Origin of the sequence: Lutibacter sp. (assembly GCF_041562875.1) — a bacterium.
Lineage (GTDB): Bacteria > Bacteroidota > Bacteroidia > Flavobacteriales > Flavobacteriaceae > Lutibacter.
In genome coordinates this window covers 1-13341 of sequence record NZ_JBFFOE010000032.1, presented here as the reverse complement: position 1 = coordinate 13341, position 13341 = coordinate 1, and the positions used below count along the sequence as shown (strand labels likewise).

Annotated in this window: 14 protein-coding genes; 7 read left to right on the top strand and 7 right to left on the bottom strand. The window is 30.6% G+C overall.

The window, feature by feature from the left end:
* The first annotated feature begins 2 nt into the window (after nt 1-2).
* The 3 genes from nqrE (at nt 3) to ABY863_RS06465 (ending at nt 2546) form a co-directional block, all read left to right on the top strand.
* Nucleotides 3-752: an NADH:ubiquinone reductase (Na(+)-transporting) subunit E gene (gene nqrE, locus ABY863_RS06475; RefSeq protein WP_372793444.1), complete on the top strand. Its 750-nt coding sequence runs from the start codon at nt 3-5 to the stop codon at nt 750-752.
* Entirely contained in the window at nt 752-2062 is a 1311-nt protein-coding gene (gene nqrF / locus ABY863_RS06470; protein WP_372793443.1) for an NADH:ubiquinone reductase (Na(+)-transporting) subunit F, read from the top strand. Before nqrE ends, nqrF begins: the two co-directional genes overlap by 1 nt.
* Before the next feature lie 106 nt (nt 2063-2168).
* A complete protein-coding gene (locus tag ABY863_RS06465) occupies nt 2169-2546 on the top strand; it encodes a Na(+)-translocating NADH-quinone reductase subunit F (RefSeq protein ID WP_372793442.1) in 378 nt (125 codons plus the stop codon).
* A gap of 83 nt (nt 2547-2629) precedes the next feature.
* Here ABY863_RS06465 and ABY863_RS06460 read toward each other — a convergent pair whose 3' ends face one another.
* Nucleotides 2630-3469 carry a flagellar motor protein MotB gene (locus ABY863_RS06460; protein ID WP_372793441.1) on the bottom strand — a complete coding sequence of 280 codons (840 nt, stop codon included), beginning with the start codon at nt 3467-3469 and terminating at the stop codon, nt 2630-2632.
* Between the two features lie 134 nt (nt 3470-3603).
* Between ABY863_RS06460 and ABY863_RS06455 the strand changes: the two genes are divergently transcribed.
* On the top strand, nt 3604-4602 hold the full coding sequence (locus ABY863_RS06455) for an FAD:protein FMN transferase (protein ID WP_372793440.1): 999 nt from the start codon (nt 3604-3606) through the stop codon (nt 4600-4602).
* 1 nt (nt 4603) lies between these two features.
* Here the strand turns inward: ABY863_RS06455 and ABY863_RS06450 are convergent, their stop codons facing one another.
* Both ABY863_RS06450 and map read right to left on the bottom strand, forming a co-directional pair.
* Nucleotides 4604-5368 (bottom strand): class I SAM-dependent methyltransferase, encoded by a 765-nt coding sequence (locus ABY863_RS06450; RefSeq protein ID WP_372793439.1) that lies wholly within the window; start codon nt 5366-5368, stop codon nt 4604-4606.
* Nucleotides 5369-5386: 18 nt separating this feature from the next.
* Nucleotides 5387-6190 carry a type I methionyl aminopeptidase gene (gene map, locus ABY863_RS06445; RefSeq protein ID WP_372793438.1) on the bottom strand — a complete coding sequence of 268 codons (804 nt, stop codon included), beginning with the start codon at nt 6188-6190 and terminating at the stop codon, nt 5387-5389.
* A gap of 164 nt (nt 6191-6354) precedes the next feature.
* Between map and ABY863_RS06440 the strand changes: the two genes are divergently transcribed.
* On the top strand, nt 6355-7623 hold the full coding sequence (locus ABY863_RS06440) for an acetyl-CoA hydrolase/transferase family protein (protein WP_372793437.1): 1269 nt from the start codon (nt 6355-6357) through the stop codon (nt 7621-7623).
* A gap of 77 nt (nt 7624-7700) precedes the next feature.
* Here the strand turns inward: ABY863_RS06440 and ABY863_RS06435 are convergent, their stop codons facing one another.
* The 3 genes from ABY863_RS06435 to ABY863_RS06425 form a co-directional block, all read right to left on the bottom strand.
* Nucleotides 7701-8228, bottom strand: a complete 528-nt coding sequence (locus tag ABY863_RS06435; RefSeq protein WP_372793436.1) for a thioredoxin family protein — start codon at nt 8226-8228, stop codon at nt 7701-7703.
* Nucleotides 8229-8260: 32 nt separating this feature from the next.
* Nucleotides 8261-9778 carry a 2,3-bisphosphoglycerate-independent phosphoglycerate mutase gene (gene gpmI / locus ABY863_RS06430; protein ID WP_372793435.1) on the bottom strand — a complete coding sequence of 506 codons (1518 nt, stop codon included), beginning with the start codon at nt 9776-9778 and terminating at the stop codon, nt 8261-8263.
* A 142-nt stretch (nt 9779-9920) separates the two neighbouring features.
* Entirely contained in the window at nt 9921-10697 is a 777-nt protein-coding gene (locus ABY863_RS06425; protein WP_372793434.1) for a M48 family metalloprotease, read from the bottom strand.
* A gap of 104 nt (nt 10698-10801) precedes the next feature.
* Here ABY863_RS06425 and ABY863_RS06420 point away from each other — a divergent pair, with 104 nt between their 5' ends.
* On the top strand, nt 10802-12556 hold the full coding sequence (locus tag ABY863_RS06420) for an aromatic amino acid hydroxylase (protein ID WP_372793433.1): 1755 nt from the start codon (nt 10802-10804) through the stop codon (nt 12554-12556).
* Between the two features lie 63 nt (nt 12557-12619).
* Nucleotides 12620-12931: a rhodanese-like domain-containing protein gene (locus ABY863_RS06415; protein WP_372793432.1), complete on the top strand. Its 312-nt coding sequence runs from the start codon at nt 12620-12622 to the stop codon at nt 12929-12931.
* A gap of 51 nt (nt 12932-12982) precedes the next feature.
* Here the strand turns inward: ABY863_RS06415 and ABY863_RS06410 are convergent.
* Nucleotides 12983-13341 (bottom strand): GSCFA domain-containing protein (locus ABY863_RS06410; protein WP_372793431.1); only part of this gene is annotated, 359 nt, incomplete at its 5' end.

Below are 13341 nucleotides of genomic sequence, written 5' to 3'. Positions count from 1 at the left end.
ATATGGAACATATAGAATTATTTTTTAAGGCAATATTTATAGATAATATGGTGTTTGCTACATTCTTAGGAATGTGTTCATACTTGGCTGTATCTAAAAAAGTATCTACAGCTGTTGGTTTAGGAGCTGCAGTAATATTTGTAATGGCTATAACAGTGCCCTTAAACTGGTTGTTAGATCAATATTTATTACAAGAAGGTGCTCTTAGTTGGTTAGGTGAAGAATATGCGGAATATGATTTAAGTTTTCTTTCATTTATCATGTTTATTGCTACTATTGCTACTATGGTGCAATTAGTTGAAATTATTGTTGAGAAATTTTCTCCTGCACTGTATAATTCATTAGGAATATTTTTACCATTAATTGCAGTAAACTGTGCAATTTTAGGAGGTTCGTTATTTATGCAATCTCGTGAAATTGAAACATTAGGTTTAGCTTTTAATTATGGAATAAGCTCAGGAATTGGATGGTTTTTAGCTATTTTGGCTATTGCTGCTATTCGTGAAAAAATTAGATATTCAAACGTACCAGCACCTCTAAGAGGTTTAGGAATAACTTTTATTATTACAGGTTTAATGGCCATTGGATTTATGAGTTTTGGTGGTATGCTAACGGGTGGTGAAGAACCAGAATCAAATGAAACTGCAGCTATTGAAACTGCAGCAGCTATAGAAGAAATAACATTAACTGAAGAGGTTGAAACTGTGATTGACAGTACAACAATTATTGAACCTGAAATTATTGAAGAATAATGATAGTAGCTATAAATACCATGGGAATTATTGCAGTAACAGTTATTGCATTTTTAGTTATCACACTTTTATTAGTAGCACTTTTGTTAGTTGTAAAACAAAAATTGGCACCATCTGGGCCTGTAAAAATTACAATTAACGGAGAAAAAGAAATTGAAGTTCCGTCTGGAAGTTCATTGCTTTCAACTTTAGGAAATTCTAAAATATTTCTACCATCAGCCTGTGGTGGTGGTGGTACTTGTATTCAATGTGAATGTCATGTCCACTCTGGTGGAGGTGAAGCATTACCTACAGAAACACCACATTTTACTCGTAAAGAGTTAAAAGATGGAGCTCGTTTAGCTTGTCAGGTTAAAGTAAAACAAAATATGGATATTTCTATTCCAGAAGAAGTATTTGGAATAAAAAAATGGGAAGCAACAGTTGTAAGAAATTACAATGTAGCATCATTTATTAAAGAATTTGTTGTTGAAATCCCTGAAGATATGGGTTACAAAGCGGGTGGTTATATTCAGATAGAAATCCCTGCTTGTGAGGTTGATTTTAAGGATATAGATATTACTGCACATCCGGAAGAACATGAAACTGCTGATAAGTTTCAAATGGAGTGGGATAAATTTGGTTTATGGGACCTTAAAATGTCAAATAAAGAACAAGTTGAAAGAGCATACTCTATGGCTTCTTACCCTGCAGAAGGGAGAGAAATTATGTTAAATGTTCGTATTGCAACGCCACCTTGGGATAGAGCTAAGAATGGTTGGATGAGTGTAAACCCAGGTGTTGCTTCATCTTATATTTTCTCTCGTAAAGCAGGTGATAAAGTTACAATATCAGGTCCTTATGGAGAATTCTTTATTAATGATTCTGATTCTGAAATGTTATACGTTGGTGGTGGTGCAGGTATGGCTCCAATGCGTTCTCATTTATATCATTTATTCAATACCCTTAAAACTGGTAGAACAGTAACATATTGGTATGGTGGACGTTCAAAACGTGAATTATTTTATTCAGAACATTTTTTAAAGTTAGAAAAAGAGTTCCCTAACTTTAGATTTTATTTGGTGTTATCAGAACCAATGCCAGAAGATAATTGGGTAAATAAAAAGGATTTTACAGATAAAGAAGGTGACGGATTTACAGGATTTGTACACCAAGCTGTTATAGATGAATATTTATCTAAACACGAGTCTCCAGAAGATTTAGAATTATATTTCTGTGGACCTCCATTAATGAATAAAGCAGTTCAAAAAATGGGTGAAGACTTTGGTTTAGCTGATGAGAATATTCGCTTTGATGACTTTGGTGGGTAACTTTTTTTAGAACTAACTTGGCACACTAAGTTTATAGATGTGTTTTATAATAAATTAAAATCCGGTACTTTTGTATCGGATTTTTTTTATTTAATCTTTATTAAAAATGAGCAGACAACTTACAAAACAAGAAATACACAACCTTGCTATGAATGTAGTTGGGAAAGATTTAGAAAACAAGAGTTATGAGTTTATTGCAGTGAATAGCCAATTAAAAAGAAACCCCCAATTTGTGTGTATTGATAAGAATAGCATACGTTATTTTGTAATAGTTAAAGTAGGTCCAATTTCAGAATTTGCAATGGAATTTGATGTTATTTGGATGGAGACCTTTAAAAATCATGCTAGAATTAATGATGCTAAGGTGTTATTTGCAGGTGTTGGAATTGGTAGCAAGGTAGATAAAACTAGATTTCCCAATTTGAATGAAGAATACTTATTGCAATATGAAGGTTTACAGCTTTTAGATGTAGAGCTAAACTAAGTATTTTTGAAATAAGTGTTTAAGATAAAACAAAAAAACTACGCCAATTGGCGTGGTTTTTTTGTTTTATAAAATCAATCTAATTACTCAATTTTGTTTTCAAGCAATTTAAAGAATTGATCTAATTTTGGCATTAGAACGATTCTAGTTCTTCTATTTTTAGATCTACCTTCAACAGTTTCATTAGTTGCAAGTGGTTTATACTCACCTCTACCAGCTGCCACTAAACGATCTGGAGCAATTTTAAAGTCGTCTTGTAAAACTCTTACAACAGCTGTAGAACGTTTAACACTTAAATCCCAGTTGTCTTTCATGTCTACTGTACTAATTGGATTATTGTCTGTATAACCTTCAACCATAACTTCTAAATCTGGTTGTGCTGCAATTACGTCAGCAACTTTTTTAAGCACTCTTTTAGCTTCACTAGAAATTACGTGACTTCCGCTTTTAAATAGCAATCTGTCTGCAATAGAAATGTAAACTACGGTTTTTTCAACATTAACCTCAATGTCTTCATCATTAAATCCATCTTTTAAGACTTTTTTCAACTGAAATCCTAAAGCTAAATTAATAGAATCCTTTTTATTCATTGCCTTTTGGATGTGTTTAATATACTCATCCTTTTTACTCATTTGAGCTAAAGTCTCTTTAATGTTATCAGATGCTGATTTTGATATTACCATTAAATTATCAACATTTTCTAACGATTTTGCTTTGTCCTTTTTTAAATCATCCACTTGTTGTGTTAAAGCTGTAACTCTACCTTCGCCTTCAATTCTACATTTCATTAAGTCAGCTTTAGTATCTACTAATTCCTGGCTTTTTTTAGCGTAATTCCCTTCCAATTCTGTGTATTGTTTTTTAGATACACATGAACTTAACACAACTGAAGTTGTGATTAACAATACCAATAGTTTTTTCATAAGTTATAAGTTGTTTTATTTTTGTGTAAAATTAACTAAAAGATGATTACAATAATATATTTAAAAAAATATTTAAGAAGAATTTAAGAAATTTTTTCATATTATATTTGTAGCTATTCTTTCAATTAAAATTTATGAAAATCAATATACTAAAAAATTATATATTTTTGTTAATATTTGCAGGATTTATTTCTTGTAATAAAGAAAATAAGTTAAAAACTATTGAAGGAAATGCCATTGGGACAACGTTTTCAATAAGATATTTAGATAATTCAAATATCACTTATGAAACTAAAATAGATAGCATTATTAAGGCTGTAAATAAATCGGTTTCAACATACATTTCTACTTCTGATATTTCAAAAATTAATAATGGTGACACCACAGTTGTAATAGATGCAGTTTTTAAGACTGTTTTCACTAAATCTTCCAAAATTTATGTAGAAACTGATGGTGTTTTTGATCCTACTGTTGGAATATTAGTAAACGCTTGGGGATTTGGTCCGGAAAAGCCAATTGAAAATTTAGATTCAGTTAAAATTAAGGAATTATTAAATTTTGTAGGTTTTAATAAAGTGAGTTTGGTTCATGGAAAAATTAAAAAAGTATTTCCTGAAATTTATTTTGATTTCAATGCAATTGCTAAAGGATCCTTGGTAGATGAGGTTAGTAAGTTATTTGAAGCTAATAATATTGCAAACTATATGGTAGAAATTGGCGGTGAAATTAGAGCGAGAGGCTTAAATCAAAATGGTGAAGCATGGAAAATAGCCATAGAAAATCCAAATATAGATGGCACTCGTTCTTTTATGACAACCATTCAACTTCAAAATGAATCTATGGCAACTTCAGGGAATTATAGAAAATATAGAATAGCTGAAGATGGGAAAAAATATGTTCACACCATAAATACCAAAACGGGTTATGCAACCGCAAGTAATTTGTTAAGTGCTTCTGTTATTTCAAAATCAGATTGTGCTGATGTTGATGGTTATGCCACTGCATTTATGGCTATGGGGTTAGAAAAGACTAAAGATTTTTTGAAGATTCACAGTGAATTAAAAGCATTTTTAATTTATGCTAATGAAAACGGCGAATTGCAAACATATAAGTCTGCTAATTTTGATAATTAATCTATTTTAAACAAACAGGTAAAATTTCACCTTTAACTAAACAATATTTTTTTACTAAATCCTTTGAAATTGTTTTAGAATAATCTATTTCATTTACTTTAAATCCTACGTTTCGTAAGCGATCAAAATAATCTCGTCCATAAATACGCACATGGTCATATTGTCCAAAATGTTTTTTGCGTTCTTCTTTTGATTTAATTGAAAAATCTTCATAAGTGTTTTCTAAACTTAAATCTTGTGGAATTTGAAAAATACCCATTCCGTCAGGTTTTAAAACTCTAAATAATTCACTCATTGCTTTTTTATCATCTTCAATATGTTCTAAAACGTGATTAGAAAAAACAATATCAAATGAATTTTCTTCAAAAGGCAAATCGCAAATATCAGCTTTTACATCAGCAATTGGAGAATATAAATCGGCAGTTGTATAGTCTAAATTTTTTTGTTTTTTAAATAGCTTTAAAAAACATTGTTCGGGCGCAATATGCAATACTTTTTTAGGTGCTGTAAAAAAGTCAGTTTCATTTTTTAAATACAACCAAAGTAATCTATGGCGTTCTAATGAAAGTGTACTTGGTGATAATGCATTTGAACGTTGAACACCATAACCATAAGGTAAAAATTTACGAAAACTTTTACCATCTATTGGGTCAGTATAAGTTGTTCCTTTTAAATAAAATGAAATTAATGGGCTTACCCAATAACTAACTTTTATTAAAATAGGTCTAGGAATGGTATTTAAAATAAACTTAAAGAGCTTTTTCAAGAGTTACATTTTTAGTGCTTATTGTCTAAACTCATCTTCTTCGTTACTTTCAATTCCCAAGGCTTCATATATATATTTAAACGTTGAAAGTAGTTCTGGTTTTCCATTTACAATTGCAACATCATGTTCAAAATGTGCACTAGGTTTTCCATCTTTTGTTAAGATTGTCCAACCATCTTTTAATTGGTTAATTTGATGTGTTCCCATATTTACCATTGGCTCAATAGCAACAACCATACCTTCAACAAACTTTTTACCTCTACCTCTTTTTCCATAGTTTGGCATTTCAGGATCTTCATGCATTAATTGTCCTAAACCATGACCAACTAGTTCTCTAACAATTCCGTAACCTCGTTTTTCGCAATAGTTTTGAATGGCAAAACCTACATCACCAACTCTGTTTCCTGTTTTAAATTCACGAATACCAGCGTATAAACTCTCTTTAGTGATTTGTAATAATTTTTTTGTTTCTAAAGCAACATCTCCTACTTCAAAAGTATAAGCGTGATCACCATAAAAACCATTCTTTAAGGCACCACAGTCAATAGAGATAATATCTCCATTTTGCATAGGTTTATCATTTGGAATCCCATGTACTATTTGAGCATTAGGGCTCATACATAGGGTGTTAGGGAAATCGTACAATCCTAAAAATCCAGGTATTGCCTGGTGGTCTCTTATAAATTCTTCTGCTAATTTATCTAAATATAAAGTAGTAACTCCAGGTTTTACCTCTTTCGCTAGCATTCCTAAAGTTTTGGATACAATTAAGGCACTTTCACGCATTAATTCTATCTCTTCACGAGTTTTAATTACTATCATTTAATCATAAAATTTGTTTTGCAAAGGTAAATCAAAAAAAAAGAATATTAGAATGTCTAGTGTAATATAAGTATTTTGAATAAAATGTAAAAAAGATGATATTTGACAGTGTTATTTTATTAAATCCTTAGTATTTTTGTAAGATAACAGTCAATAACTTAATTATGTATAAAGCAGTAACAGCAGAAGATGCTGTAAAAGTAATAAAATCAGGAGATAGAGTATATATCCAAGCTGCAGCAGCTGCACCCCAAATTTTGATGGATGCAATGTCTGCAAGACATGAGGAACTTAGAAATGTTGAAGTTTGTCATTTACATATTGAAGGGGAAGCTAAATATGCAGATCCAAAGTACATTAATAGTTTTCATGTGAATTCACTTTTTATTGGTAAAAATGTACGTCATACTTTAAAAGCAGGAAATGGATCTTATACCCCAGTTTTTTTAAGCGAGGTACCTAATTTATTTAAGAGAAATGTTTTACCGGTTGATGTTGCATTAATTCAAGTTTCTACGCCAGATAAGCACGGTTATTGTTCATTGGGAGTTTCAGTAGAAGCTATTTTAGCAGTTATTGAAAATGCAAAACATGTAATAGCTCAAATAAATGATCAAATGCCAAGAGTTCATGGGGAAGGACTTATCCATATTTCAGAATTAGATACTTTTGTTGAAGAAAGTGCTCCAATTCACGAATTTCATATGCCTGAACCAACAGCGATTGAAAGTAAAATAGGTGATCATATAGCGCAATTAATAGAAGATAGAAGCACCTTGCAAATGGGAATTGGCTCTATTCCAAATGCAGTTTTGTCGCGCTTAGGAAATCATAAAGATTTAGGGTTACATACTGAAATGTTTTCAGATGGTGTAATAGATTTAATTTTAAAGGATGTAATTAATGGTAACTATAAAGGGATAAATGCAGGGAGAGCTTTAACAACTTTTTTAGGAGGATCTAAACGTTTGTATGACTACGTTGATGACAATCCATTTATTGAAATGCGTTCTTGTGATTATACTAATAACGTTGCAAATATTAGACAAAACCCAAAGATGGTAGCTATTAATTCGGCTATTCAAGTAGATTTAACTGGGCAGGTTTGTGCAGATTCTATTGGTGCAAATATGTTCTCAGGTGTTGGTGGTCAAATGGATTTTATTAGAGGAGCTTCATTAAGTGAAGGAGGTAAGGCAATTATTGCATTGCCATCGCAAACAAATAAAGGAATTAGTAGAATTGTGCCATTTTTAAACACTGGAGCAGGTGTGGTTACAACTAGGGCACATGTGCAATATGTTGTTACGGAATATGGTGTTGCTAACTTATATGGAAAAACAATTGAGCAACGTGTTTCGGAATTAATAAAAATTTCTCATCCTGATCATAGAGAAAGAATGGATAGAGAATATTTTGAAGCAACAAGTTAATAGAACTTTTAAATTCAACCATAAAAAAGCCGATAATCATTTTTTTGATTATCGGCTTATATTTTTAGCTAAGAATGTTATTCTTCGTATGAATGTTTATAAGGTTCACCACTTACAATTTTTAGCATATCTTCTTCAACAGTTTCTCTTGGATATTCAACAAAACGGCCAATTTCATTTCCATCTTTGTAAAAAATAAAAGTAGGAACTCTTTCTATGTTAAATCCTTCTTGTAAATTATCAGGTGTAGCTTTACTTCTGTTAACTGTTATTAATTTTAAATTGTTATAGTCAAAATTAGCTTCATCTAAAATTTTATAAAAAATAGGTGTTTGTTCTTTGCTGTCTCCACACCAAGTTCCCATAAAAGCTTTTATAGTTACATTTTTCAAAAGTGGTTTTAGTTTTTCTATAACCTCTTTATTAGAAGTGTATTCATCATAATTTGGAGAGAACCATGCGTTATAAGGTTCTTGAAGAAAACTTTCTTTATTGGCAATTCCAACTAAATTTCCTGCATCATCTTTTATAGCAGTAGCTTCCTTTTTTTGAGTAGCACAACTTATGGTAGCGAATATCATTAAACTTAAAAGTGTTTTTTTCATGTTATTAAATTTATTTTAGTAAATCTAGAAAATTATATCAAAGAATGGCGTGTCATTACTGCTGGTTGCTCTATTCCCATTAATTTTAAAATAGTAGGAGCTATATCTCCTAAAACACCATCTTTAATATTTTTTAAATCTTTATCAACTAAAATAAAAGGAACTGGGTTTGTTGTATGCGACGTATGAGGAGATCCATCAGGATTCATCATGGTTTCACAATTTCCGTGATCGGCAATTATTAAAGTTGTATAATCGTTTTCAATGGCTGCGTTAACAACATCTTCAACACATTTATCAACTGCCTCACAAGCTTTTATTGCAGCTTCCATAACGCCTGTATGTCCAACCATATCTCCATTGGCAAAGTTTAAACATACAAAATCTACTTCTTTTTTATTTAATTCAGGAATAATAGCATCTCTAATTTCAAATGCACTCATTTCTGGTTGTAAGTCGTAGGTAGCAACTTTTGGAGAATTCAACAAGATTCGTTTTTCACCTTCAAATTCTTTTTCTCTTCCACCAGAAAAGAAAAATGTTACATGTGGATATTTTTCTGTTTCAGCAATTCTAATTTGCTTTTTACCAGCTTTTCCTAATACTTCACCAAGTGTTTCTTCTAAATTATCGGTATTATAAATTACATTGATATTTTTAAAAGTCTCATCATAATTCGTCATTGTAGTATAATGCAATGGCAACGCTTTCATACCAAATTCAGGAAAATCTTTTTGTGTTAAAACTTCAGTAAGTTCTCTTCCTCTATCTGTTCTGTAATTGAAGAATATAATAACATCATCTGCTTTTATTTGCGCTTTTGGAGTTCCGTTTTCATCGGTCATGATAATAGGATTGATAAATTCATCAGTCACATTATTAGCATAACTTTCTTCAATACTTTTAATGGCATTTGTAGATTTTGTTCCAACGGCATTTACCAAAGCATCATAAGCTATTTTAACACGTTCCCAACGATTATCACGATCCATTGAATAATAACGACCAGTAATTGAAGCCAATTCACCAGTTGTTTTAGCCATATGCTCTAGAGTTTCGTTGATAAAATATGCGCCTGATTTTGGATCACAATCTCTTCCGTCAGTAAATGCGTGTAAATACACGTTTTTTGCATTATTTTCAGCAGCAACGTCTAACAACCCTTTTAAATGATCAATATGTGAATGAATTCCACCATTAGAAACCAGCCCTAATAAATGAATATTTTTATTGTTTTCTTTTGCATAAGAAAGAGCATCTAATAATACTTTTTCAGTTCCAAGCGTTTTATTTTTAACTGCCATGTTAATACGAACTAAGTTTTGGTAAACAATTCTACCAGCACCTAAATTCATATGACCAACTTCACTATTCCCCATTTGTCCTTCAGGTAAACCAACATGTTCACCATCAGTTCTTAAACTTGCATTGGCATATTTGTGATATAAACTATCTATATAAGAAGTTTTTGCATTAAAAATTGCTGAAACTTTTGGATCTTGAGTAATTCCCCAACCATCTAAAATCATTAAAATTACTTTCTTATTCATTCTAAATTCTTTTTAATTTTTTGAATGCCAAATATACGAAGTATTCAACTTAAGAGCTTTATTATTAGGTCTTAAATTAGTGTGAAAATTACTAAAACGATTGCGGAAATGAAGTTGGAAGAAAAAAAGGAATACATTAAATTCACTCATTACTTTTATATTTTTCAATAGCTTCTTTTATTTTTTCAATTCTATTTTCTGGATCTGGATGCGTACTCATTCTTTCTGAAGTTCTATTTGGACCAGCTGCAGCTTTTAAAATTTCCATAACACCAATTAATTCAGAAGGATTGTAGCCTGCATCAATCATAAATTTCACACCTAAATCATCACTTTCCAATTCATCGTCTCTACCATAACTCAAATTCATAACATTTGCAATGGCGGCTGCACCTTCAGCTGTACTTGGGTCAAAACCAACAGCAACACCACTTAACAAACCTTGTGTTAATCCTTGTTTTGCCATACGTTCAGCTGAATGCCTCCCAACAACATGCCCAATTTCATGACCTAACACACCTGCCAATTGATCTTCATTTTCTAATTTTGAAAATAATGCATACGTAATAAAAATTTGACCACCGGGAAGTGCAAAAGCATTTATTGTTTGTTCATCTTTCAATAAATGAAAGTCATATTTATAATTTGTTTGCTTAGCAACACTATTGTTTACCAGTTTTCTTCCAACTTGATCTACAAATTGCTGATACTTTTGATCAGGATACAACCCTCCGTGTTGTTGCGCCATTTGGGGAGCACTTTGTAAACCTATGGCAACTTCATCTTCAGTAGATATTGAAATGTGTTGCTTTTTACCTGTATATTCATTTATTTCACTTTTAGAATAGTATTGAAAAAGTGTAAATAATATAATACCTGCACCAATTAATAATTTAATTTTTGAATTGCCTCTTCTCATTTTTTGATTTTTTTGTGATACGTAAAAATACAAATTTAATTTTTTTAGAAATAAATGTAAAAAATATTAAAAATTGTAACTTTCCGGAAAAAATAATAATAAAAATGACAAAAGCAATAAAATTTAATGAAGTAACTAAAAAGTTACCTAAACATTTACATAAATTTATTGTTAAACAACCTTATGAAAATTATACAGCTCAAAATCAGGCTGTTTGGCGGTATGTGATGCGAATGAATATTGATTATTTAAGTAAAGTTGCACATGAATCGTATTTAGAAGGTTTAAAAAGAACAGGGATTTCCGTTGATATTATTCCGAAAATGGAAGGAATGAATAGGATTTTAAAAGACATTGGTTGGGCAGCAGTTTCAGTTGATGGGTTTATTCCTCCTAATGCTTTTATGGAATTTCAGGCATATAATGTATTGGTAATAGCTTCAGATATTAGAACTTTAGAACATATTGAATATACACCTGCGCCTGATATTATACATGAAGCAGCTGGTCATGCGCCAATTATTGCAAACCCTGAATATGCCGAATATTTACGCAGATTTGGCGAAATAGGATGTAAAGCTATTTCTTCAGCTAAAGATTTTGAAATATATGAAGCAATTCGTTTACTTTCTATTTTAAAAGAAGATCCAAGCTCTTCAGAAGAAGCTATTAATAATGCTCAGCAAAAAGTTGAAGAAATTCAAAAGAATATGGGTGAACTTTCTGAAATGGCTCAAATTAGAAATTTACATTGGTGGACGGTTGAATATGGACTTATTGGAACGTTGGAAAATCCTAAAATTTATGGGGCAGGATTACTTTCTTCTATTGGGGAGAGTAAATTATGTTTAACTGATAAGGTAAAAAAAGTACCATACACTATTGATGCTGCTTCACAAAATTTTGATATTACGAAGCCTCAACCTCAATTATTTGTGACTCCAGATTTCGCACATTTAAGTTTTATATTGGAAGAATTTGCTAATAAAATGGCTTTAAGAAAAGGTGGATTAAAAGGTGTTAAAAAGCTAATTGAATCTAATAATTTAGGAACGATAGAATTGAGTACTGGAATACAAATTTCAGGAGTTTTTACCAATGTAATTTCTGATGAAAATAATACACCTATTTATATTCAAACAACGGGCCCAACAGCTTTGGCAAGTAGAGACAAGGAATTAATAGGTCATGGAGTTGAATATCATTCAGAAGGATTTGGAAGCCCGATTGGTAAATTAAAAGGCATTAATTTAGCCATTGAAGATATGTTTCCAAAAGATTTAGAAGTGTATGGAATTTATGAAGGCAAAAAAACAACCTTGCTTTTCGAAGGAAATATTAAAGTTGAAGGGGAAGTAATTACAGGAAAAAGAGATTTACAAGGTAAAATTTTGTTAATTTCATTTAAAAACTGCACTGTCAAACAAAATGAAAATATATTGTTTCTACCTGAATGGGGAATTTACGATATGGCTATTGGGAAAGAAATTGTTTCAGCATATGCAGGACCAGCTTCATTAAATTCCTTCAAAAATATGGGAAAAGTTTCTGAAGAAAAAACACATAAGATTATATATAGTAAACAAGAATTAAAGTTGCATAAATTATATAAAAAAGTAGCTGAAATTAGAATAAATAAGAATATAGATATTGAAAAATTAACTTCAATATTTATAAACCTTAAAGATAATTATCCATCAGATTGGTTGTTGCCATTAGAAATATTTGAACTGATTTATAATTCAAATTCAAAATTTGAATCGGATGTTGTAGCGTATCTGTCTGAAATTAAATTAAATAGCAATTATGAACAACTTGTAAATAATGGCATGAATTTGATTACAAAAAATAAAGGGTAATTACTGTTACTTTTAATTGTTAATATTTGTTCTATATTTGCGCAAAAATTAAAATTTAAAGAAATGAGTTTTTTTGGTTTATTTGGAGGAAGTACAGAAGGACCGTCAATTGAAGAATATTTAAATGACGGTGCAATTGTGATTGATGTTAGGACAGTTGGTGAGTTTAGTGAAGGTCATGTAAAAGGTTCTAAAAATATTGTTTTAAATTCTATTCCAGCAAAAGTGGAAGAAATTAAAAAGTTAAATAAAAAAGTAATTGCAGTTTGTAGAAGTGGAGCAAGAAGCGGGCAAGCTACATCTTTTTTAAAACAACAAGGTATTGATGTGATAAATGGAGGTCCTTGGCAAAATGTTGCTAAATTTGTAAATTAAGATTAAATACATAAATCGTAAAAAAGAGAAGTTTTTACTTCTCTTTTTTTGTTAGAAATTAATATTTAAATCTTTAATTTTTTGATTTAAGTTTATTAAAAATTGCTGATGCTGTTCAGAATTTGGGTTAAAAGGTTTATGCGCCAATCCTTTTTGAATGCTATCAACTTCTTTCATAATTGAAGACGTATTCTCATTAATCCAAACCTGTTGGAAATGTTCCCAAATATAATTGATGGCTGTTTCATTTGGGTGAATCATATCACTATTATAAAAACGATACTCACGTAAATCATCCAACATAATTTCATAGGAAGGAAAGTAATACAATTGATTTCTTTTATCAATTACTTGATGAATTGCCGATAATAAATGTGCTTTACTTTGTGAATTTTCAACAAATCCATCTT

Coding starts and splice junctions, on each gene's coding strand:
- nqrE (WP_372793444.1), top strand. CDS start 3: ATGGAACATATAGAATTATTTTTTAAGGCAATATTTATAGATAATATG.
- nqrF (WP_372793443.1), top strand. CDS start 752: ATGATAGTAGCTATAAATACCATGGGAATTATTGCAGTAACAGTTATT.
- ABY863_RS06465 (WP_372793442.1), top strand. CDS start 2,169: ATGAGCAGACAACTTACAAAACAAGAAATACACAACCTTGCTATGAAT.
- ABY863_RS06460 (WP_372793441.1), bottom strand. CDS start 3,469: ATGAAAAAACTATTGGTATTGTTAATCACAACTTCAGTTGTGTTAAGT.
- ABY863_RS06455 (WP_372793440.1), top strand. CDS start 3,604: ATGAAAATCAATATACTAAAAAATTATATATTTTTGTTAATATTTGCA.
- map (WP_372793438.1), bottom strand. CDS start 6,190: ATGATAGTAATTAAAACTCGTGAAGAGATAGAATTAATGCGTGAAAGT.
- ABY863_RS06440 (WP_372793437.1), top strand. CDS start 6,355: ATGTATAAAGCAGTAACAGCAGAAGATGCTGTAAAAGTAATAAAATCA.
- ABY863_RS06435 (WP_372793436.1), bottom strand. CDS start 8,228: ATGAAAAAAACACTTTTAAGTTTAATGATATTCGCTACCATAAGTTGT.
- gpmI (WP_372793435.1), bottom strand. CDS start 9,778: ATGAATAAGAAAGTAATTTTAATGATTTTAGATGGTTGGGGAATTACT.
- ABY863_RS06425 (WP_372793434.1), bottom strand. CDS start 10,697: ATGAGAAGAGGCAATTCAAAAATTAAATTATTAATTGGTGCAGGTATT.
- ABY863_RS06420 (WP_372793433.1), top strand. CDS start 10,802: ATGACAAAAGCAATAAAATTTAATGAAGTAACTAAAAAGTTACCTAAA.
- ABY863_RS06415 (WP_372793432.1), top strand. CDS start 12,620: ATGAGTTTTTTTGGTTTATTTGGAGGAAGTACAGAAGGACCGTCAATT.